Origin of the sequence: Shewanella sp. SP1S2-4, from assembly GCF_031932075.1 — a bacterium.
GTDB classification, from domain to species: Bacteria; Pseudomonadota; Gammaproteobacteria; order Enterobacterales; family Shewanellaceae; genus Shewanella; species Shewanella baltica.
On the sequence record NZ_JAUOET010000009.1, the window covers coordinates 42,804 to 63,248 of the forward strand.

The window sequence follows — 20,445 nt, forward strand, 5'->3', positions numbered from 1 at the left end:
CAAGGATACTGCAATGGCTGTAAGCCCAAAAATTAATCGTCGTGAACATATTTTGCAATGCCTAGCGCAAATGCTAGAAACCAACCCAGGACAAAGGATCACCACAGCGAAACTGGCCTCAGAAGTCGGTGTATCGGAAGCCGCCCTGTACCGTCACTTCCCGAGTAAAGCACGGATGTTCGAAGGCTTAATCGAATTTATCGAAGAGTCGTTATTGTCGCGCATCAATTTAATCATGGATGACGAAAAAGACACCATGAAGCGCTGCCAGCTTGTTTTACAACTCCTGCTGATTTTTGCCGAGCGAAACCCGGGTATTTCCCGCGTACTCAATGGTGATGCGCTGCTCGGAGAAAATGAACGCCTCCGTAGCCGCATTAGTAATTTATTTGCCAAAATAGAAACTCAACTTAAGCAAATTTTGCGGGAAAAGACGCTGCGAGAAGGCAAAGGCTTTAATTTAGATGAGGCAATTTTAGCCAATTTACTGTTAGCCTTTGCCGAAGGCCGAATCGCTCAATTTATACGAAGTGAATTCAAACTCAAACCTACCACACACTTCGATGAACAGTGGCGCTTTATCCAACATCAACTGTTGCAAAGCTAATGATTTTTCAACATAAAGGACGGTAACTATCGTCCTTTATTTTCAATATTCCTTCCTTGTTTCACTTCATCTTTTGTTTTATCCTCGAAAAACATTTTCAGAACAAAAAACACAATGATTTTACAAGGATGTCAGATGAAAATTTTGCCTTTTGTCGTTTTGGCCACCACTTGCTTACCCATGATGCCTATCAACACATTTGCGGTTGAGACCTCGGCAACGAGTGCATTATCACAATCACAATTATTTAGCCGAGGAGATGAATACGCGAACGTAAAAATATCTCCTACTGGCAAATACTTAAGTGCAATTACCAGTGTCGAGGGTAAAAATGTACTCATAGTACTAGATGCTCAAACCAAAAAACTGCTGAATGCGATTCGCTTCCCAAGCAACGCCCAGGTAGGCACCTATGAATGGGCCAATAGCGAGCGCATTGTGCTGGCAAAAGAATACCTTAAGGGCTGGAGCGATGTCCCCCAATACTACGGCGAGTTAATGGCGGTCAACGCCGATGGTTCTCGCCCTAAATATCTATTTGGTTATAACAGCGGCGAGCAGCAAACGGGTTCAAATCTCAGGAAAAATACCGCCATAAATGCCACAGCATTCATACTGGACCCTCTACCGGATGATGAGCGCTATATGCTGGTCAATGCGCTCCCATGGACTGGTGCCCCGGACTTAAGTGAAACACGTCAGGATGTCTACCGCGTTGACCTTTTTAGCGGGGTTCGCAAACGCATAACAGGCTCCCCCATAGGCCGAGCTCGCTTTATGACCGACCATGATGGTGAAGTCCGCTTTGTGGCAGGGGAAGACAGCAAAAACATCACTAAAGTCTTTTACCGCAAAGATAGCGAATGGATAAACACCGATAAACTCAACCTAGGCTTAAGTGATTTTACGCCTATCTCCTTCGCTGATAATAGAAATTCCATCTATGCTGCGGGTCGCGTGGGCACTGAAACCTTAGGTGTATATCGCATCAACCTAGAAACAGGCGAAAAGGCCGAGATCATTCAAGATGAGGTCGTTGATCCCAGCAACTTCTGGATCAACGGCACCAATAAGCAGCTCTACGCCATTGAGTTTGAAAATGGCTATCCAAGCTATGCCTTTGTTGATAACAACGACAACCACGCCAAACTACTCAAGGATTTAATTGCTGCTGTACCGGGACATCAAGTACGAATTGTTAGCGAAACCCGAGATGCTGAAAAACTCGTTGTAGTTGCATTTAACGATCGTAATCCTGGTGATTACTACATATTTGATACGAAAAAACTGAAACTTGAATATCTAGCAGCCGCTAAAAAATGGCTCGACCCAGAGCAAATGGCGGAGGTAAAACCCATCAGTTTCACCAGTCGTGATGGTAAGACAATCAACGGTTATTTGACGCTACCTTTCGGTAAAGAAGCTAAAAATCTGCCCTTAGTTGTCAATCCGCACGGTGGTCCACACGGTATCCGCGACTGGTGGGGATTTGATCCACAAAATCAATTACTCGCTCAAAATGGTATGGCGGTGTTGCAGGTGAACTTCCGTGGTTCTGGCGGTTATGGTGAGAGCTTCGAGCAAGCTGGCTATCAAAAATGGGGGTCAGATATTCAGCACGACATTATAGACGCGACTCAGTACGTCATTGACCAAGGCCTTGCCGATAAAGAACGGGTGTGTATTGCTGGCGGTAGCTTTGGCGGCTATAGCGCACTGCAAAGCGCCATATTAGCGCCCGATATGTTTAAATGCGCGGTTGGGTTTGCTGGTGTGTATGATCTTGAATTAATGTTTGATGAAGGTGACGTGGCCAGAACACGTTCAGGAACAAGCTATCTCAAGGACGTACTTGGCCAAGACAAAGCCACCCTAAAAGCCATGTCGCCCTCAGAAAACGTTGCCAAATTAAAAGCGAACCTCTTACTCGTTCACGGTGGTGAAGATGAGCGAGCGCCAATTGAGCAACTCGAATCCCTCGAGAAGGGCCTAAAAGCTCACAATTATCCTTACCAAAAACTAGTAATGGACAATGAAGGGCACGGTTTTTATAACGATGTGCATAGAGCGAAATACTATGAACAAATGCTCAGCTTCCTAAAAACCAATCTAAAACTTTAGGATTTACTCAAACTTGCCGTCACTGCCAGTCTAAACTCGATTGGCAGTGGCTGATTTAAAGCCGATATCCGATAAGGACTATCGGCTTTTTCATGTGGCCCATGATCGTTTTTCGGTATGAATTATCTGCAATTCGCGTTATCCTCCTCCCCCTATTCTTGCCCTAGCGAGAATAACAATAATTTGTATCTGATGCTGAACAGCCCAAGTACCACTCGATGCTCAGCATAGGTTTTCTGTTATAGCCGCTACGACGTAGTGGAGGATAAGATGGCATTAAGTGAAGCAGCAGTAAAAGTACAAGCCGCGTTATTAGAACGTGGGCTTGAAACCCCAATGCTCCCAAGCGTTTACAGCAGTGAAGAACGTAAAGACAAGATTGAACATCATATGAAAGAAATCCTGACATTAATGTCATTGGATCTGTCAGACGATAGCCTTGCCGATACGCCGCGCCGCATTGCTAAAATGTACGTCGATGAAATCTTCTCCGGCTTAGATTATGCTAACTTCCCTAAGATCACGGTTATCGACAATAAGATGGGCTTCGATGAAATGGTGCGAGTGCAAGACATTAGCCTCACCAGCACCTGCGAACACCATTTAGTGACGATCGATGGCACTGCGACAATAGCTTATCTACCACGCAAAAAAATCATTGGTTTATCAAAGATTAATCGTATCGTGCGTTTCTTTGCCCAACGTCCACAAGTGCAAGAGCGTTTGACTCAGCAAGTGTTAGTCGCGCTGCAGACTTTGCTCGAAACTAAAGATGTTGCGGTTAAAATGGATGCTGTGCATTACTGCGTAAAATCCCGTGGTGTGATGGACTCCACCAGTTCAACCACTACCACAGCGCTGGGCGGCATTTTCAAGTCTAACCCTGCGACCCGCGCCGAGTTTTTGCACCAGTCGAAATAAGTGTATTGAAGCGTGCCTAAATCAATAGCAATCAATACCACTCAACAAAAAAACGCTGCGATTCCTTCTATAGAATCGCAGCGTTTTTTTGTTTTCATACCAACCCAATCAAACCCTTCTCGGTCTAGATAAGGTCATTACTGGCTGATTAACTGATTTCACAAAGTTAGTGATACCCACTTGATCAATACCAGCGGCCAAACGCTAGACTCAAATACCGTATTGTTCGCGGTACTGGCTCACGGCGGCAAGTTGCGCTTCCATTCCAGGCTTTTCTGATAAATAGCTAATGAGGTCGGCAAGTTTAATGATCGCAACAATGCCGCAGCCAAAATCACGCTCAACCTCTTGAATAGCCGATAACTCGCCCTTGCCTTTTTCTTGTCTATCTAAGGCGATCAACACACCGGCTAATTGTGCCTTATGGGCTTCGATGATTTCCATCGACTCACGAATCGCAGTACCGGCAGTGATCACGTCGTCTACCAACATAACGCGGCCTTTCAGCTCGCTTCCGACTAAGCTGCCACCTTCGCCGTGATCTTTTTTCTCTTTGCGGTTAAAGCAGTAAGGGATATCGATATCGTGGTGTTCACACAGGGCAACCGCCGTAGTGGTCGCAATCGGAATGCCTTTGTAAGCTGGGCCAAACAGCAAATCGTAATCAATGCCAGAATCCACCAACGCAGCGGCATAGAAACGACCTAAACGCGCTAAGTCACGGCCAGTATTGAACAAACCCGCATTGAAGAAATAAGGACTGATACGACCCGATTTAAGGGTAAATTCGCCAAATCGCAACACCTGACGTTCTAAGGCAAATTCAATAAACTCACGTTGATAGGCTTTCACAATATCTCCTTACGGCTTTGTCTTTTATTGGTTTTTATTAGGTAATGTTTTATTGGGCAACATTTAATTCAGTACAGGGCTTGTCTAACACTAGCATCTTGCTGCAGATAAAAAGTTGCAGCTAATAAAAAGCCCCGCACTCTGTAACATGACGGGGCTTTTTCATCACCACACTATTAGTTCAGTGCGGCTTTCTGCACATCTACGATTTCACGAATACTGTTCTTCGCCAATGCCAACAGTTCGAGTAATTCTTCATGGCTGAATGGCTCGCCTTCGGCGGTGCCTTGAATTTCGATGATCTTGCCCGTTTCCGTCATCACCACGTTCATGTCAGTTTCAGCGGCGCTGTCTTCGATATATTCTAGATCGCTGATCGCTTCACCCTTGTAAATACCGACGCTGACTGCAGCGATAAGGAATTTAAGCGGGTTAGATTTAATGATGCCTTTACCGCGTGCCCAGTTCAGCGCATCCACTAAGGCCACACAAGCGCCAGTGATAGAAGCAGTGCGCGTGCCACCGTCAGCTTGGATCACATCACAATCGATCACGATAGTGTTTTCGCCTAGAGCTTTCATATCCACACAAGCGCGCAGAGCACGACCGATAAGACGTTGAATTTCTTGCGTACGGCCAGATTGCTTACCGCGAGCGGCTTCACGATCCATACGGCTATGGGTCGAACGTGGCAACATGCCGTATTCCGCCGTCACCCAGCCTTGACCCTGACCTTTAAGAAAACGTGGCACACCTTCAGTAAAACTGGCGGTACAAAGCACTTTCGTTTCGCCAAATTCCACTAACACAGAACCTTCGGCATGGGCCGTAAACTGGCGAGTGATAGTGATGGGACGAGTTTGTGCTGGCGTTCTGTTACTTGGACGCATGCGAGATTCCTGTATTCTGAGTCATTGACCGATTTTGGCTGCATATTATAAGGGCTTGAGCCTTAGGATGCCATGCTTAGGGTGATTCTCTGGCAAACTCATCTAGGCAAAGTACCCATTAACTTGCGGTCTTATGCTGTATGCCTTTAATCCTAAAGCCATTGACTCTATAATCGCCTCTCATTATGACGATTAAACCATTAGGACAACCCATGATCCAAAGCATGACAGCCTACGCTCGCATCGAGCACAAAGCACAATGGGGCACTGCCTCCTGGGAAATTCGCTCAGTCAATCAACGTTATCTCGAAACTTACCTGCGTTTACCCGAGCAATTCCGCAGCTTCGAACCTGTACTGCGCGACCGCCTACGTAAACGCTTAAGCCGCGGCAAAGTTGAAGTCAATCTGCGCTACGAACTGGCAGACAACAGCAATAACGAGCTGCAGTTGAATCAAGCGCTAGCAAAACAACTATTAGGCGCTGCCACTTGGCTCAAGCAAGAAGCGGGACAGGGCGAAGTCAATCTTACCGACATCCTGCGCTGGCCAGGCGTGCTAGCGAGCGGTGAACAAGATATGGATGCCATCGGCGCCGATCTGATGACAGCCTTCGATTCAGCCATAGATCAATTTATCGAAGCCCGCGGCCGCGAAGGCGAAGCCATCAAAGACATGTTATTAAGCCGCTTAGATGGAGTCAGCGAGCAAATCGCCGTCGTACGCGAGCACATGCCTACAGTGATGTTGTATCAACGCGAAAAGCTCACCAACCGACTTGCAGAAATTAAAGGTGAACTGGATCCTGCCCGCATCGAGCAAGAAATGGTGCTTCTGGCTCAGAAACAAGATGTCACCGAAGAAATGGACAGACTCGAAGCCCATGTAGCCGAAGCGCGCCGCATCCTCAAGAAAGGCGGTAGCGAAGGTCGCCGTTTAGATTTTATGATGCAGGAATTTAACCGCGAATCGAACACCCTCGCCTCTAAATCCATCAGCAGTGAGATCACCTCGGCCGCCGTTGAGCTTAAAGTGCTAATCGAGCAAATGCGCGAGCAGATCCAGAACGTGGAATGATGTTTTAGGCTGATTGCCATTGTTTAAAATTACCAATTAAACCCAGTACTTGCTGGGTTTTATGTTTTTACAGGTTCGTGATTGTTTGCTATTGTTATGTCAAAAGTGGTTACTAGAGTGGTTACTAAACCAAGCTAGTAACCACTTAAAGTTAACTTAGTAACCATTTAGAGCCTAAAACAATGAATGATAAGCAAATAAAGGCATTTATTCGCAGTAAAGAGGTAGGTAGAAAGGCTGTTAGTGATGGACTTTACATTAGAGTACAGACGGCAGGCATAGCCAGCTGGGAAATAAGATATTCAGTCAATGGCAAAAGGCGTTTTATGACTTTAGAGGGAGGCCAGTATCCTCACATGTCACTTGCGGATGCTAGAGCTGCCGCCGCAATTGCTAGACAGTCTATTATTAAAGGATCTGATCCTTTAGCTGAAAGAGCAAAACTCAGTGAAGAAAAAATTCATACTGTTGATGATCTATTCGATGACTGGTTTGTAGATGCCAAAAAACAGCTTAAACACAGCGAGATCCCACTAAGAATCTATACAAAAGAAGTCAAACCATATATTGGTCGCTTGCAAATTAAAGATGTAACGCCCCTTGATATAAGAAACATAATTCAAAAGGTCGCTCATAGTAATCGTCCCTGTGTCGCTAACGACACCCTACTTCATTGCAAAAAGCTTTTTGCTCATGCTTGTAAGCTTGGTTTAAAAGATGGCAATCCAGCGAGCCACTTTAAACCTGCTGATGCTGGTGGGGCTGAAAAAAGTCGGGAAAGAGCTCTGTCTGTTAAAGAACTAGAATTTTTTTTTGATGTAGCCAGAAAAAATATAAGCAGTTTTGGGAGAGATAATTACTTAGCAGCAGCTTTATTAGTTTCATTGGGGATTCGAAAAGGTGAGCTTTTCAAACTCACTTGGCGTGAGGTCAACCTAAATTTAAAGATCTGGAAATTACCACAACCAAGGACAAAAAGCTCAGTAGCAATATCAATCCCACTTCCAGATATGGTTGTATCATGGTTTGAAGAACTGAAGATCAGGGGTTGTGGTTCAGAGTATGTTTTCCCTAATCGCAAAACTAGCAAGAATCCTCACGTATCAGGCGATACGCTCAATAGAGCAATTGCAGCTCTTTTCGGACAGGATTCGAGCAAAACGAAAAAACCACTCAATAGGATGGGAGATATCCCCTATTTTACGATTCACGATTTCAGAAGAACTTGCCGAAGTTTACTCGCAGAGCAAGGAGTACCATCTCATATTGCTGAAAGATGTCTCAACCATAAGATAAAAGGCGTTGAAGGTATTTACGACCGATATGACTACTTTGATGAACGTCTAAACGCACTTAACTTAGTTGCGAATCTTATAGACCCAATAGTTAATGGTAATTAAATGAAATCAGCTATGTACTTTAACTATCTAGTTCAGCTGGATAACTATGCTCCGTCAAACGAGCACATTGATATACAACACGATACCGCCCTCAACATGCTGAATAGTCTCAAAAAAGAGATATCACGAATAAATGAGCTACAGCCTGAGTTAAATCATTACCACGTAGGGGATGAGATTCCCACAGAATGGAGTAACTTACTAAAAATTTTCACAAAATTTCAGAAAGCGGTAACAGATAGAATCACATTACAAAGTCGAGTTGGGGAGTTAATTAAACATCGCCAGGAAGATTCTTCAGAGTATGGACAATGTCTAGCTCATCTACATCACTTGCAGCCGCATCTGGAAAACCTTATTGCATCAGTATTTTTATGCATAGGCCAGCATAATACAGCAATGACACAAAAATTTATGTTCGAAACTGGGGTGAACAAAATCCAATCAGAGCAGCTAAAAATAATGGCGAGCTATTACAACAAATACAATCATGCCATGAGCATTCTTATCGAAATACTTAAAGATTTCTATAGTTCAAAGCATAACCACCCTTACCCACTAAATACAATACTTCAATGGGTGGACGAACATTGCATAGAACTAGGAATAGCATTTCCAAAAGACAGGAAAGCAGCATTGTTCATGGATGTGGTTAACAATACTCTTCCACCAGAAGCTGGCCGAATGAAAGGAGCGCCTAAACAAGAGTTTAGAAAACTGCCTGAAGCTCAAATGGCAAAATACCATTCGTTATTTACGTAAAACTGGTTAAAAAATAAATAGCGGCCGCCAGGCCGCCTATCTATTAGGTCACTATTTAATAAAGAATAATCATCCCATCAACAAAGGCGAACAGCCTAAATCAATATGATCGGAGATGATGCATGCATCAAACAAAATGTCACTCACAAGACCGCATCGTTCGTGAAGCGGAACGCAAATCAATCACCTCAATTTCACGTACTACTGCATGGTCACTTGAGCGTAGAGGCCTTTTCCCTAAACGCAGGCAGCTCTATCCACAGAGTACTTCTGTTGGCTGGCTTTTATCAGAGCTAACTGAGTGGGTCGCTTCTCGTCAAACAGTTAATGGCGGTGGAAAGTGCTAATGCAGAACCCAAACGACGATCACTTAGCGCTATTTATTGATGAGTATCGAATAGTCAAAAAACCTGAAATCCAGCGACTACTCGGCATCAGTCGGTCAACTTTAGGACGAAGAATTAAATCAGGGAGGTTTCCCAAACCGTCATTGATTGAGAATGGTCGCTCATGTTGGCTGTTCAAAAATGTGCGCGAATGGCTGTTGAAGTAAGCATGTTGTCTACCAATAGGATTAAAGCAGGCTTAGCCTGCTTTTTTTATCAATCGAGATGACACAGTTTGACCCACTATTCGCGCTAATCAAAACCGACTAAAAAGCCTTAAAACCCCTTAGGGCTGTAAGAAACACCATAGATCAAACCCGATAAAACGGCGGATATTAAATAATATATGGCCGCCTATTATTGGGATGTCAAAAATAGAAGGCAAAGCTATGTTTTGTATCAGTAAGCATAATTCAACATTAATGGCGTATAAGAATCATGCATACCATGTCTATAAACCTAAATCTCAAGGGCTTAAGCCACAGCTGGTGAACAAAATCATCTCAAGTTGTGAAACGATGCTAAGTCACTACAGCAAAGTGATGGTTGTCAGAATTGATCTACATCCACACCAGTTTTCTGCTGATAATAATCAAATTTCTCAGTTTCTTGATCTACAAGTCGAAAAGCTATCAAAGCAATACAAATGCAAAGTGCAATACCTTTGTGCCAGAGAGCGACATCAATCAGAAATACAACACTATCATGTTGCTCTTATGCTTAGTGGGCACAAAATTAACTATCCACACAAACTGTTGAGTCAGCTTAAATCCCAATGGGAACGAGCTGGTGGGACAGCTTCATTAGTTGATAGCCCTTTCAACATTATGCGCCGAGGAAATAAGCCATCACTCAAGAATGCCATTTACCGCCTTAGTTACTTTGCGAAAGCATTTACAAAGGAGCTCAATATCAAAGCGCGCACGTTTCTCAGCAATAAGCTCCTGCCATCAGCAACATTTGATGACACCAAAGACATTCTCTTGGTTAATCCTTTGATCACCTTTGAAATGAATCAGCGAAAGAAGAAACGAGAAAACACTGATAACGCAGTAAATACTATCAATAACAGAAGGTGGACAACATTTGCTTGGTTTAACGAGCTAAGCCATGCCCAGCAACTCAAAGAATCCATTAGCTCGAGAACATCAAGTTTACATCACATAGTGGATCAGCTTTTGAGTGGATCACAGCTTCAGCACCCTATGAACCGATAAAAGTTCATGATCCATTTACGGAAGATGATCCACCAGCAGATTTGCTTAAAACAAACTAAAACGCACAAAAACCAATAGCTCACTGCTGTCAGAGGTATTTGACGATGTTATCCCAGCGCGTATTTGTTTGAAATGCAAAACAAAGCCCATGAACCGAAGCAGATCCAACAGTTGTAGATCCACTTTTGTTGATCCAAAGAGAAAAATATTAATGAGTAGATTTAATTTAGAAACGCTTCCCCGCTGCGGAGCAAAGACCCGAAGTGGCAACCCATGCCAGCGTTATGGCAACAAAACTAATGGGCGCTGCAAATTGCATGGTGGGCGCTCTACAGGTGCAAAAACTAAGGAAGGAAAGTTGGCGGTACGAGTTAACGCATTACTTAATCCCTTCATGTGGCATTTTAATAAACGGTTCAATCTTGAAATAAAACAGGCATATATAGCAAACGCCTTAAGTGCTTACCTACGTTTAATTGAGCTAACTAAACTCCAGACTCGTGGATTAGATGAGATCACAGAGATAGTCAGTCAATACAGATTTGAATTAGAAACCACAAAATATTACATTGCTGAATTTGATGGTTCTGAGGCGCTGCTCATTATCCAGTCCGCGCTGGATCATTATTATAAGGATACGGCGGCTGAGCATCTTAAATTCCACATCTACTCAGCAGTGTATCCAACACCATACTTCAACAGTTCACATGGCTCTATTGCGGAATTAAAAAATGAGATGCGAATATTTGCCAAAGCCGAACGAAAAAAGGGATTCGGTTACGTTGGCCGCATACCTGTTGACCCTATACACAAAGCACTAAAAAGGCAGCTAAAGAAATCCAAAGCTGCCCATCAGATATAATCTAGTCGCTCAATCTAGAACAAGTTGGCACCCACTTTTGCGGTGCCTGACTTAATTTGAACCAACAGCTTTATTCAAGTTTCTTTTTCAGATAATGGAGGTAATGTTTAGTTGAGTAAATTAGCGTGAGGATACTGAACACTCAATTTACTCGCGTAAACCCGCGAAATAAGCTAGAACATCTTATATTTACTAAAGCCTTATATAAGGCATGGATACTTTACGGCCCCTATTCAGGGTTTTCTGCAAAGCACTGGGATCACTGTTTCCAATATCTTGTAAGTAGTGATAAAAAGGTGTAGCAATGCCACACCTTTGATAAACATAACTTAAGATTAATTAAATACTTACTTATTAATCATCGCCCAAGTAAGCATCATTATTGGGGTTATGGGCATCCGCCCAATCATCCATATCAGCGTCATTATTGGGGTTATTAATATCTGACCAAGTATCTAACTCATCTTGTGACATTTCAGATGTATCAGGCATAACCAGCTCCTTATTTTTTACCATTATGGATGGGGTTATTAGGGTTCAACTGATTGCTACGGTTATCCTGCGATTTCTGGTAAGCAGGGTTAGTACCAGAGGTGCCCTTATTCGAGTTAGCTTGGTTAGCCTTGTGATTACTATTATTGTTGCTATTTGACATGTTTATTCTCCTAAAATTAACGATTTATCGATTGCAAGGGGCCCTAACACCTAAAGTCAAAGCCCCTGCAATCGGCGAACATCAAGTTTGAAATTCAAAAATGCCCTATGATCGCTCGGTGTGCTGGGGACTGTGAGTCTTTTGCCAGTAGGGGCCGTCAAAACAGGATGACGCCCCCTACGAATGTCCCACTCACCACGCTGCAGTAATTGATGCACTAAAGCATTAATATTTTTATCTTTACTGTATTTTTTCATTGTTCAGCGCCCGCCAGCCATCGCAGGTGATCTACCCGTAAAATTGATCTTGACCGTCTGGTAACCTAAAACCTCACGAGTGGGATTTTTAGAAAAAAAATAGTCTGAGGATTTTAGCATCAGGGATTGAATATCCCCTGATGCGTGGTGTAACTCCGCTTGCGGATCTTTGCTTTCCCTAGTGGCAGGGCAGTATTTGCAGCGATCATTGCAGGTTTCGGTTATACGAAAATTGATGACCATTTCATTCATACTTGTCATGGTTAACTCCGTTTGTTGAGGACAAACGCAGAATCACCTAGTGCAATGCACTAACAAGCCTTCAAATGAATAAATTACATATTTCTGAAATGCGTCAACAAATCTTCAAATTCGACCGCTTCTCGACATGCTTTTTCAACATGCCGCTTTAAGTGGTTTACCGCGTCATTGTCTGTATCGATCAAGGATGCCATTTGTTCGGCTTTATCGAGATCACCTTGTAAGTAAGCCAGCAGTAAATTGTCGGCAGGACCCATAGCAGCAGCCTGAGCAAGCAAGGCATGTAATAAGCTTTGGTTCTTTCCCAATGCCAACTGAGGTAGCACGGCAAACGGATTGGGTAACTTGTCCTGATATAAATCGAAATCGCCAGCCAAAGCATCGGCAAACGCGACGGCGAACCCATTGTTTAAAGCAATCCCCATCAAAGAATTATTACTGCCAAACAAAGCCCTCACCGCTTTAGCGCATTCCTGCCGATAAGCTTTATTCTCAAAGATTCGTTTCACGTCCTTAGGGTCATGAAACACCGCATTGAGCAACAACGCATTAAACAGTACAGTCATTTGACCAGGAGCTAGATATTTGGACCGCCGTTGCACTTTCTGTTCAGTTTCAATTTTTATGAGCTTATTGCGTACAAGTGAATCCGCCTTGGTTTTAAGTACCTGACTTTGGCTTGCAACATCAATATCAAATAGTTGTCTGATAGCATCGGGCACGGTTAAGCGACTAGCCATTGCAATATACCCTCTCTAGCAGGGTGCTTACCTGAATTCTCTCAACTTCTTTCTCTCCAAGGGATAAGCTTGCAATTGCCTTTGCCAACTCAAACCAATTGCTGCTGTTGTAACGACTCGAGTAGCAGCTTTTTGATTGCCTACCGTACTGCACTAACACACCAATACAATAACCGGCACGCAAAGCTTCTGCAGTAGAGGTATGAAACGTGGCATACTTGTCAAGACGATCTTTACGGTCATATATCTCGACCACTTCCCGACAAGATTGCAGCAACAAGTCAGCGTCGTCACTATTAAATGGAGTTTCGCGAGCTTGTATTTGAGCGCTGACAAATAGACCAATTAATATCGCATATCTAATAACACTCATCATGCTTTTTCCCAAGGATTGTCTGGCGTTCTATAATTTTTCAAATTATCTTCAAAATCTGTCTTACAAGTTGATTGGGAACCATCAGAATCAGAGCTGGGGTCTGATTCAGGAGCGGCAAAAGAAGAGGGTGCTGACAAGGATGCATCACGCTTCTCGCAGTAAAATGGAGCCAGAGGTGCAGCAGCATAGATGGAGAGAATCATGGTCAAGGTTGTTGAAAAAGTGATTAATTCATCGAGTTTATAAAGGCTCCCAGACTCAACTTTACCATTTTCAAAAATCACCAGAATGAATAACAAAAACAAGAAAAAAGACACAACCAAAGTATTCATGGCAACCACAAAAATAAAGCGACGAACTAATTGCCATCGTCGCCATTGTTGCGATGCACCTCTACTGAAAAAGCGCCAGATAACAAGACATAAAAGAACAAGCGAACCGACTTCTGCCAAATCCAACTCATTGATACCCGAACCATATTCAAAAAAGCGTACAGGAATAGCAAGAAGGGAGAGGATAGCGATAGACCCAAGGCTAAAGTAAAGCAAGAAGGTCATAATGCCGAAGGAAAGGTACCCAACAAATATGTCGAGGGTATTAAAAATTGACTTCATTTTTCATCCTTGATAATGCAAAAAATTAGTAAGGTGCACCATGTTAAAATAGATAATATTCTTTCGCGAACTCGTTCGGCTCTGAGTTTTCAAGCGGCTAGCGCCTCATGAAATACGCCAAACCCCTTTCTTGACGGTCAGCACATTATGATGAACCTTATGTTTGCAATGGGGGCAAACGGAGCTACTGCATTTGTCTAAGTAGGCATCATCAAAGTTGTCCAAGTCCAAATTAATCGAACCGCGCGTCCAGTCGTCGTATTTTATGCCGCAGCTGGGACAAATTACTTCAATTTCATTCGCTGGCATAGTCATTATTAATTTCCTTAATTTATTGAATTAAATACAAAAACTCGGGTCTCAGAACACACACAAACACTCGATAGAGCGAGATATTATCTTGTACGTCAGTTAGCTTTATCGAACTAACCAGGCCTATTGATGCACTCCATACATTCTTGCTCGTAGGCTAGACTATGGCGGTAGAAGGTATTACCGCATTGCTGACATGGAATAAATATTGGTGCTTCAAAAAGTAAGCTCACCCTGTCACGTTCAATTTGTCTCGTACCTAGCTCACACCACTGCTAATTTACTAAAGCATGAACAGCCACGTTTACTGAGCCGTTTTGTGTTAATATTTCTAAGGCCAGCTTGGGTTTCTTACCTGCACCTTGACGTCGCCAAGCATTAAGATCGTCTTGCGGTTAGCAGTATCTCTATGGCGTAAGGTCTAACTCACCGATTACATCTGCTAAATATGGTGCATTTTTATTTGGCAAAATGTGTTGAACTGCTGCTGCACTAAAAGAGCTTTTACGGTTACAGAGTTCTTTTAATTTATCTTTCGCTTCAGTTATCCCACTACGGTCATCATCATCTAAATCGTCATCATTAAGACTGGATGTTAACTTTAGATATCTTATAGCGGATTGTGCAGCTTTAATGGCTCGTAATCGGTGAGGTGTGATTGTTTCATGATCTAGGTTCAATAAGGTCTTAGAGAGTCTAACCTTTTCAAAACCAATAGGGTTTTCATCATAGGTTACAGCCGATGAAGTTTGACCTGTTTCAATCTCAAAGGATAAAAGTTTTACATCTTCTATAGAGCAAGGATCTAAAATTAAGTGATGAGTATAATCACAAGGTGCATCTATACCCCAGCAACGCATTGACTCATCGACGATGGGGAAGTAATCCACTTTACCTCCCTCATCCCTTGCTCGGTTTGCAAAGATACATGAATAGCGATAATTACTTATGTCGTAAGCTTTCCACCAATATCCTGGGTGTTGTTGATCACCTTGTTTTATAATAGCTCCATCAGCATCTTTAACCCTACCTTTTGGCCAATAGTGATCAACGTCAAAATCAGTACCTATCTGAGGTGATTCCGAATACCAGCACTTTGCCCCGAACTCACTTACAAAAGCTCGCTTCAATGAGCTCCATTTATTACCAATAGCCTTTATTTCTGCACCTGGGTCCGCTGCATCTTTGACCCTATCTGACCATTGCTTAGACTTTTTATCCCAAGTTTTAGTCTTGCAATTTACGAATTTAGACTTATCAATATGTCTCATTCGGAGAGATCCTCATGTCTTTGAGAATATTCTTAATCATCTGTTTTCTAGCTTCAACCGAGGCAACTTCTTTACCGTATTCAAGATATTTACTTCGAGCAATCAAAAACTGGCGATAATCTTCATCAGGATGAATATAGCCATACCCAAGTTGTTCAAGTTGAGTATTCAGCTCTTCTAATCGTTCAAGATTGGAGCCTTCTGCGACCAAGCACCTTCGCTCTCTAATTAAGTCCTGAGTACCATTATCCAATGTGGTCAAAAGGCCGAACATATCACTGGTTAAAATGCCGTTTACACTCATGCCTTTAGGGCTTTTGGTTGGTGTTTTGACTGAAATCTTCTGACTTGTATCATTTCTTGATACGACTTGTATTTGCTCCCTATTCAACTCTGCAATAGAGAGAGGATGGTGAGTCGTCATGATAATATGACTACCAAACCCTTCTGGGACAAACAACTCTAAAAATCTATGGTATTTTGCAGCCCAATAAGGATTCAAGTGAGTGTCAGGTTCATCCAGTAAAAATAGCGCATCTCGTTTTGCCGTAAACTGAAGTAACCCAAAAATAGTGAGTAGCTGCTGTTCGCCTTCGCTTAGCTCGCTAAAAGCTACATTTTGGTTAGATTTAGTTTGTTTCACTTGTATCTCTACTCTCTCCAAAATTTCAGAGAGATAAGTCGCTTCGAGGATTTTGAACAGATCCTCGGGGCGCATGTTTTTAGATAACTCGTCTAGTTTGGTTTTATTCGGTAAGAAAAAACTCACCACTTGCTTTTTCTTAACCCTTTTAGATAGCAAATCTGATTGAGGTTCTTGTGTCTCAATAGGCCCGATAGAGTATTTCTTCAATAATTCTAGAAAATCTCGTATTGCACCTGTGGCCCCCCAGAAATCATTTGCATCATTGCTCCCCCAACTAACTGGCTTTGTTAAGTAAAATGTGGCTGATTCAAAGTTGGCGATTGATAGCTCTTGTTTCAAAAATTTTGTTGCATGTGGTACACCGCGTGCTACAAAAAATGATAATAATGAAAATTGACTGTGGAAGGGTTTGGCATAAAAGAAAGGTCTAATATTGTCTCGAATATTAGCTCCCTCTTTGATAACTTGAAGATAAAAGTCTCTTCGTGAGTCAAAAAATAGTGACTCTAACCGATCACTTGGTCCTGAATAATAAGCAAAGATATTTCGAGGAAGGTAATGTGATAATCCATCTTTATCTCGTTTTACCTTGCTAACATCAATATGAATCCACTCTGAGGTAGCTTCACTTGAATGCTCTTGAGTCTTGATTTCATAAACAATTTCTTTCGATAAATCTGCATTGATATCCAGCCAAGTTTCTAAACTAGCATCACCAATTTTATACTTCATCTCATAAGAAAATGGTGGTGAATTTCCTAAATCTAAATGCTTAAAAATGTGTACTATCGCCTCAATGACATTTGATTTTCCAGTGCCATTTTGGCCTATGATAACGGTACGATTTTCATTATCAGAAAACCGTATCTCCACACCATTCAGGTTTTTAAACTCTGAATTAATTTTTAAATATTGTAGTTTCATTATTTAATGAAAAATCCTGTTATTCCATCAACTGTTTTTTCTTCAATCTTATTATCATTAAGCAATTTACTTATTTCATTAAAAACTTCAGCCATAGATAGGCTAGGGGTCAGCTTATCAAAAATTTCCTGTGGTTTATTTGCAATACCATCAGCAATAACAGATTCAACAGGGCTCAGATTTTTATTGATAGTGGTATCTTGAGCTTTCTTAGTTGTAACCTTCTTGGTACTAACTTTTTTCACAAACTTTTTCTTAGCACTTTTGATAGCTTTATCAAGGGCTTCACGTTCATCTTTGATGCGCTTAAGCAGGGCGCTAGCACTATTGTCACCGGATATCAGTTCAGGGTTTGCAGTACGCCAATCGGCAGTCAGTTCGCCGCGAAAAGCTTTAGCGAGTATAGACTGAGTAAGGTTATTAACCCGTTGCTGCGCGACATTAACCTGCGCTTCGACTTTATCGGCGAAGGCAAACAACTCTTCGGCACGGCGGACGATTTCATTTTGCTCCTCAAGAGGCGGCATGTAAAAGTTGAATTCTCTCAAACTGGTTAGAGAAACTGTTTTTTGTGCAGTGCCCGTAGCAACATTTGTTGCATGTTCAAAAGTATCAGGTGCTTTAAGAGCTAGTTCTAGGTATTGGTAATTAACCTTGCTGTGATCTGGTTTTAAAATTGCAATGTGACGTTGAAAACAAAATGGCTTATTTGTTTTCACAATAACAGGAATGCCTAAGGAACCTGTAACAGTATAAAGAATATCATTTAATTGTGGTTTTCGAATTCCCTTAAGCGAGTCGTAATAGGTCTCTGGAACCCAGCGGCTAACTTTATCAAAATTTACTTCACCATTATTCACATTTGAAATAACTAAAAATGGAACTCCTTTTTCAGCCTTCGGAGGAGCCTGATGATCTCCATCAGAGATACTTGTGCATAAATCTTTAAGTACATGATAATGCCAGCTTCTTATCTCTGTATCACGCCATTCTTCTGTCAGTTTGCCGCTGACGGCTGCGGCGAGGACGGATTGGCGGAAGGATTTTAAGATGGCGGGGATGGCATCTAGGCGGGCTTTGGTGCTTTCCACCTGCGCCAGCAGTTCATCCAGCTTGTCGGCAATGACCTTTTGTTCCGCTAGTGGGGGGAGATTAATTCTAAAATCTTCAACAAACTTTTTAGGAACCCTGCGAAGACCAACAGCACCAGTCATGTTTTCAGCACCAGTTTGTAAAAACTCATAACTCTTGATTACAGAGAAAATGTAATTAACAGAAATATCTTTTATTGCAGGGCGCAATACATAGAACTCGGTGCTTCCAGCTCCAATATCATTTGGAAGATCTTTGACTATCGCAGCCTTTCCATTTTCAAAACAGGGTGTCACTTTAGCAAAAATCACATCACCTGTTGCAAAGTGGGTATAACCATTTTTGATATCATCCCACTGACGTTCTTCGTAATTTAAGAGACCGTTAAAATCTGTAGGTGCAAGAGCCATAGGCACAAAGCCTGCTACTTGGTCTTCTAAATCTTTATGCTTAGGATTGACTGCAACAACCTCAGATAGAGCGACTTTTACCCAACCTTCAGGCAAGTCACTTGATTGACTCACATCGTCCTGATGTTCGGTCTGACGACCGACGGCAGAGCCGTCGCCCAAATTTGATCCTGTCAAATTTGTCATCCTTTCACCCCACCAGCCAAAGACGCCACCAATGCCTCAAGATCCGCCAATGCGCCTTTGAGTTCTGTCATGGCTTCACCGGCCAGTTCTTCTGGTGTGCCCAGGTTGGCGGCATCGACGCTGTTGGCATCTTTAAGCCATGAGATATCCAGTGAGTCTGATTTGGTGTCACGAATAAATTCACGGCTAAACACTCGCCAGCGGCTCTTTTCTAAGGGCCGCTCAGCTACTTCCGCATTGGTCGCTTCCGGCATCCCTGCCTCTGGCGACACTTGCGCGTCCTGCGCGTCGAATGACCACTCACCTTCTTTACGCTCAGCGAGTGGCACATGATACATAGCTTCAAACGGGGTTAAGTGTTGCTCACCAAAGGGAGTGCGTTTACCAAAATTAGGCATATTGGTACGCAGGTCATACACCCAAGTATCAGTGGTGCAGTTTTCTTCTTGTAACTTGTCTTTGGCACTGCCTTTATTGAAAAACAAGACGTTGGTTTTCACGCCTGCGGCGTAGAAGATGCCTGTCGGCAAACGCAGAATAGTGTGCAGGTTGCACTTGTGCATTAAGTCGCGGCGCACATCAGTGCCTACGCCCGCTTCAAATAAGACGTTATCGGGCAATACCACGGCGGCGCGGCCACCTGGCTTTAGGTTGCGGTAGATGTGCTGTAAAAACGCCAACTGTTTGTTGCTGGTGGGATAGGTTAAGTCGTCACGGGTGATGGAAGCATCGCCGCCCTTGCTAGTGCCAAAGGGTGGGTTAGCCAAGATAATATCGGCCTTGGGTAAACTCATACCGACTTGACCCAAGGAGTTGCCTAAATGCACTACGCCTTCGTCGTCACCTTCCATACCATGGAGTAGACAGTTCATTAACGCTAAACGGCGGGTGGATGGCACTAGCTCGACACCGACAAAGGCGTGGTTTTTTTGAAACTCTTTTTGTTTGTCGCTTAAATCATACAGATCATCGGTTTGCGCTTTAATGTAGCTGTCGGCGGCAATTAAAAAGCCTGCGGTGCCAGCGGCGGGATCTTGAATCACTTCGCCCGCTTGCGGGTTAATGACCCGCACCATAGAGTCAATCAAGGCACGCGGGGTAAAGTATTGGCCTGCGCCGGATTTGGTCTCGTTGGCGTTTTTTTCTAACAAGCCTTCGTATAAGTCACCTAAACCGTCTTTTTGGGCGCTGAACCAGTCAATAGAATCCAGTGATTTTATCAGCTGCTTTAAATGGCGTGGCTCACGCAGGCGGGTTTGCGCATCGGCATAAATGGCTAAAATCAGCGGATCGGCGTGTAGGGTATTGCCTTCGCTGTCTTTGCCCGTCGATAGAGTGAGTAAAATGCGTTTGTAATCATCGAGTAGGTTGAGGCCATCTTTATCGTTTAAGTCAGTCCAGCGACAGCCAGTTGGCAAGGTGTGTTTATTGAGTAACCCTGCCTCGGTATTTTCGTGCACCATTTTGATAAACAGTAATAGCACCAGTTCGGTAACGTAATCGGAATAGTTAATGCCGTCGTCGCGCAGTACATCACACAGGTTCCACAGTTTTTGGACGATTTCGCTGTTGCTGCTTGTTATGCTCATTTGATTCTCAATTTTCTA

The 20,445-nt window shown here is 43.0% G+C and carries 22 protein-coding genes; 10 read left to right on the plus strand and 12 right to left on the minus strand.

The genetic code is table 11. From position 1 onward, the window contains the following. Positions 1 to 13 precede the first annotated feature (13 nt). The 3 genes from slmA to folE all read left to right on the plus strand — a co-directional run bounded on the left by slmA (position 14) and on the right by folE (position 3,649). On the plus strand, positions 14 to 607 hold the full coding sequence (gene slmA, locus Q4Q52_RS10630; RefSeq protein ID WP_259523122.1) for a nucleoid occlusion factor SlmA: 594 nt from the start codon (positions 14 to 16) through the stop codon (positions 605 to 607). Between the two features lie 135 nt (positions 608 to 742). After that, a complete protein-coding gene (locus Q4Q52_RS10635; RefSeq protein WP_311990583.1) occupies positions 743 to 2,728 on the plus strand; it encodes a S9 family peptidase in 1,986 nt (661 codons plus the stop codon). A gap of 270 nt (positions 2,729 to 2,998) precedes the next feature. Further along, positions 2,999 to 3,649: a GTP cyclohydrolase I FolE gene (gene folE / locus Q4Q52_RS10640; RefSeq protein WP_006079864.1), complete on the plus strand. Its 651-nt coding sequence runs from the start codon at positions 2,999 to 3,001 to the stop codon at positions 3,647 to 3,649. A gap of 210 nt (positions 3,650 to 3,859) precedes the next feature. Here folE and pyrE read toward each other — a convergent pair whose 3' ends face one another. Next, positions 3,860 to 4,501 carry an orotate phosphoribosyltransferase gene (gene pyrE, locus Q4Q52_RS10645; protein ID WP_259511916.1) on the minus strand — a complete coding sequence of 214 codons (642 nt, stop codon included), beginning with the start codon at positions 4,499 to 4,501 and terminating at the stop codon, positions 3,860 to 3,862. A gap of 176 nt (positions 4,502 to 4,677) precedes the next feature. Continuing rightward, positions 4,678 to 5,391, minus strand: coding sequence for a ribonuclease PH (gene rph, locus Q4Q52_RS10650; RefSeq protein ID WP_006079862.1), 714 nt, complete (start codon positions 5,389 to 5,391; stop codon positions 4,678 to 4,680). A gap of 212 nt (positions 5,392 to 5,603) precedes the next feature. Between rph and Q4Q52_RS10655 the strand changes: the two genes are divergently transcribed. The 7 genes from Q4Q52_RS10655 (at position 5,604) to Q4Q52_RS10680 (ending at position 11,094) form a co-directional block, all read left to right on the plus strand. Next, the gene (locus tag Q4Q52_RS10655; RefSeq protein ID WP_311990584.1) at positions 5,604 to 6,467 is read left to right on the plus strand and encodes a YicC/YloC family endoribonuclease; all 864 of its coding nucleotides are present in this window, start codon (positions 5,604 to 5,606) and stop codon (positions 6,465 to 6,467) included. Between the two features lie 182 nt (positions 6,468 to 6,649). Then, entirely contained in the window at positions 6,650 to 7,867 is a 1,218-nt protein-coding gene (locus Q4Q52_RS10660; RefSeq protein WP_311990585.1) for an integrase arm-type DNA-binding domain-containing protein, read from the plus strand. Next, entirely contained in the window at positions 7,868 to 8,629 is a 762-nt protein-coding gene (locus Q4Q52_RS10665; protein ID WP_311990586.1) for a hypothetical protein, read from the plus strand. A gap of 122 nt (positions 8,630 to 8,751) precedes the next feature. Next, positions 8,752 to 8,976: an AlpA family phage regulatory protein gene (locus Q4Q52_RS10670; protein WP_311990587.1), complete on the plus strand. Its 225-nt coding sequence runs from the start codon at positions 8,752 to 8,754 to the stop codon at positions 8,974 to 8,976. Then, on the plus strand, positions 8,976 to 9,182 hold the full coding sequence (locus tag Q4Q52_RS22220; RefSeq protein ID WP_071940406.1) for an AlpA family transcriptional regulator: 207 nt from the start codon (positions 8,976 to 8,978) through the stop codon (positions 9,180 to 9,182). Before Q4Q52_RS10670 ends, Q4Q52_RS22220 begins: the two co-directional genes overlap by 1 nt. Positions 9,183 to 9,404: 222 nt before the next feature. Continuing rightward, on the plus strand, positions 9,405 to 10,232 hold the full coding sequence (locus Q4Q52_RS10675; RefSeq protein ID WP_311990588.1) for an inovirus-type Gp2 protein: 828 nt from the start codon (positions 9,405 to 9,407) through the stop codon (positions 10,230 to 10,232). A gap of 211 nt (positions 10,233 to 10,443) precedes the next feature. Beyond that, positions 10,444 to 11,094 (plus strand): HGGxSTG domain-containing protein, encoded by a 651-nt coding sequence (locus Q4Q52_RS10680; RefSeq protein ID WP_311990589.1) that lies wholly within the window; start codon positions 10,444 to 10,446, stop codon positions 11,092 to 11,094. 354 nt (positions 11,095 to 11,448) lie between these two features. Here Q4Q52_RS10680 and Q4Q52_RS10685 read toward each other — a convergent pair whose 3' ends face one another. The 10 genes from Q4Q52_RS10685 to Q4Q52_RS10730 form a co-directional block, all read right to left on the minus strand. After that, complete coding sequence (locus Q4Q52_RS10685) at positions 11,449 to 11,586, minus strand: hypothetical protein (RefSeq protein ID WP_162924190.1); 138 nt, start codon at positions 11,584 to 11,586, stop codon at positions 11,449 to 11,451. 10 nt (positions 11,587 to 11,596) lie between these two features. Continuing rightward, entirely contained in the window at positions 11,597 to 11,749 is a 153-nt protein-coding gene (locus Q4Q52_RS10690; RefSeq protein ID WP_071940409.1) for an alpha-amylase, read from the minus strand. 260 nt (positions 11,750 to 12,009) lie between these two features. Continuing rightward, positions 12,010 to 12,267, minus strand: coding sequence for a hypothetical protein (locus tag Q4Q52_RS10695; RefSeq protein WP_071940411.1), 258 nt, complete (start codon positions 12,265 to 12,267; stop codon positions 12,010 to 12,012). 74 nt (positions 12,268 to 12,341) lie between these two features. After that, positions 12,342 to 13,007 carry a hypothetical protein gene (locus tag Q4Q52_RS10700; protein ID WP_297896790.1) on the minus strand — a complete coding sequence of 222 codons (666 nt, stop codon included), beginning with the start codon at positions 13,005 to 13,007 and terminating at the stop codon, positions 12,342 to 12,344. Further along, positions 13,000 to 13,383, minus strand: coding sequence for a hypothetical protein (locus Q4Q52_RS10705; protein ID WP_311990590.1), 384 nt, complete (start codon positions 13,381 to 13,383; stop codon positions 13,000 to 13,002). The genes Q4Q52_RS10700 and Q4Q52_RS10705 overlap by 8 nt, the downstream gene beginning before the upstream one ends. Beyond that, positions 13,380 to 13,997 carry a hypothetical protein gene (locus Q4Q52_RS10710; protein WP_311990591.1) on the minus strand — a complete coding sequence of 206 codons (618 nt, stop codon included), beginning with the start codon at positions 13,995 to 13,997 and terminating at the stop codon, positions 13,380 to 13,382. The genes Q4Q52_RS10705 and Q4Q52_RS10710 overlap by 4 nt, the downstream gene beginning before the upstream one ends. A gap of 719 nt (positions 13,998 to 14,716) precedes the next feature. After that, on the minus strand, positions 14,717 to 15,580 hold the full coding sequence (locus Q4Q52_RS10715; protein WP_311990592.1) for a hypothetical protein: 864 nt from the start codon (positions 15,578 to 15,580) through the stop codon (positions 14,717 to 14,719). Continuing rightward, positions 15,567 to 17,150, minus strand: coding sequence for an AAA family ATPase (locus Q4Q52_RS10720; protein ID WP_311990593.1), 1,584 nt, complete (start codon positions 17,148 to 17,150; stop codon positions 15,567 to 15,569). Before Q4Q52_RS10720 ends, Q4Q52_RS10715 begins: the two co-directional genes overlap by 14 nt. Beyond that, the gene (locus tag Q4Q52_RS10725) at positions 17,150 to 18,838 is read right to left on the minus strand and encodes a restriction endonuclease subunit S (protein ID WP_311990594.1); all 1,689 of its coding nucleotides are present in this window, start codon (positions 18,836 to 18,838) and stop codon (positions 17,150 to 17,152) included. The genes Q4Q52_RS10720 and Q4Q52_RS10725 overlap by 1 nt, the downstream gene beginning before the upstream one ends. After that, positions 18,835 to 20,427: an N-6 DNA methylase gene (locus Q4Q52_RS10730; RefSeq protein ID WP_311990595.1), complete on the minus strand. Its 1,593-nt coding sequence runs from the start codon at positions 20,425 to 20,427 to the stop codon at positions 18,835 to 18,837. The genes Q4Q52_RS10725 and Q4Q52_RS10730 overlap by 4 nt, the downstream gene beginning before the upstream one ends. Positions 20,428 to 20,445: the final 18 nt, after the last annotated feature.

Coding starts and splice junctions, on each gene's coding strand:
- Q4Q52_RS22220 (WP_071940406.1), top strand. CDS start 8,976: ATGCAGAACCCAAACGACGATCACTTAGCGCTATTTATTGATGAGTAT.
- rph (WP_006079862.1), bottom strand. CDS start 5,391: ATGCGTCCAAGTAACAGAACGCCAGCACAAACTCGTCCCATCACTATC.
- Q4Q52_RS10710 (WP_311990591.1), bottom strand. CDS start 13,997: ATGAAGTCAATTTTTAATACCCTCGACATATTTGTTGGGTACCTTTCC.
- Q4Q52_RS10665 (WP_311990586.1), top strand. CDS start 7,868: ATGAAATCAGCTATGTACTTTAACTATCTAGTTCAGCTGGATAACTAT.
- Q4Q52_RS10655 (WP_311990584.1), top strand. CDS start 5,604: ATGATCCAAAGCATGACAGCCTACGCTCGCATCGAGCACAAAGCACAA.
- Q4Q52_RS10660 (WP_311990585.1), top strand. CDS start 6,650: ATGAATGATAAGCAAATAAAGGCATTTATTCGCAGTAAAGAGGTAGGT.
- Q4Q52_RS10715 (WP_311990592.1), bottom strand. CDS start 15,580: ATGAGACATATTGATAAGTCTAAATTCGTAAATTGCAAGACTAAAACT.
- Q4Q52_RS10725 (WP_311990594.1), bottom strand. CDS start 18,838: ATGACAAATTTGACAGGATCAAATTTGGGCGACGGCTCTGCCGTCGGT.
- Q4Q52_RS10675 (WP_311990588.1), top strand. CDS start 9,405: ATGTTTTGTATCAGTAAGCATAATTCAACATTAATGGCGTATAAGAAT.
- Q4Q52_RS10700 (WP_297896790.1), bottom strand. CDS start 13,007: ATGGCTAGTCGCTTAACCGTGCCCGATGCTATCAGACAACTATTTGAT.
- Q4Q52_RS10690 (WP_071940409.1), bottom strand. CDS start 11,749: ATGTCAAATAGCAACAATAATAGTAATCACAAGGCTAACCAAGCTAAC.
- folE (WP_006079864.1), top strand. CDS start 2,999: ATGGCATTAAGTGAAGCAGCAGTAAAAGTACAAGCCGCGTTATTAGAA.
- Q4Q52_RS10730 (WP_311990595.1), bottom strand. CDS start 20,427: ATGAGCATAACAAGCAGCAACAGCGAAATCGTCCAAAAACTGTGGAAC.
- slmA (WP_259523122.1), top strand. CDS start 14: ATGGCTGTAAGCCCAAAAATTAATCGTCGTGAACATATTTTGCAATGC.
- Q4Q52_RS10685 (WP_162924190.1), bottom strand. CDS start 11,586: ATGCCTGATACATCTGAAATGTCACAAGATGAGTTAGATACTTGGTCA.
- Q4Q52_RS10635 (WP_311990583.1), top strand. CDS start 743: ATGAAAATTTTGCCTTTTGTCGTTTTGGCCACCACTTGCTTACCCATG.
- Q4Q52_RS10680 (WP_311990589.1), top strand. CDS start 10,444: ATGAGTAGATTTAATTTAGAAACGCTTCCCCGCTGCGGAGCAAAGACC.
- Q4Q52_RS10720 (WP_311990593.1), bottom strand. CDS start 17,150: ATGAAACTACAATATTTAAAAATTAATTCAGAGTTTAAAAACCTGAAT.
- Q4Q52_RS10670 (WP_311990587.1), top strand. CDS start 8,752: ATGCATCAAACAAAATGTCACTCACAAGACCGCATCGTTCGTGAAGCG.
- Q4Q52_RS10705 (WP_311990590.1), bottom strand. CDS start 13,383: ATGATGAGTGTTATTAGATATGCGATATTAATTGGTCTATTTGTCAGC.
- Q4Q52_RS10695 (WP_071940411.1), bottom strand. CDS start 12,267: ATGACAAGTATGAATGAAATGGTCATCAATTTTCGTATAACCGAAACC.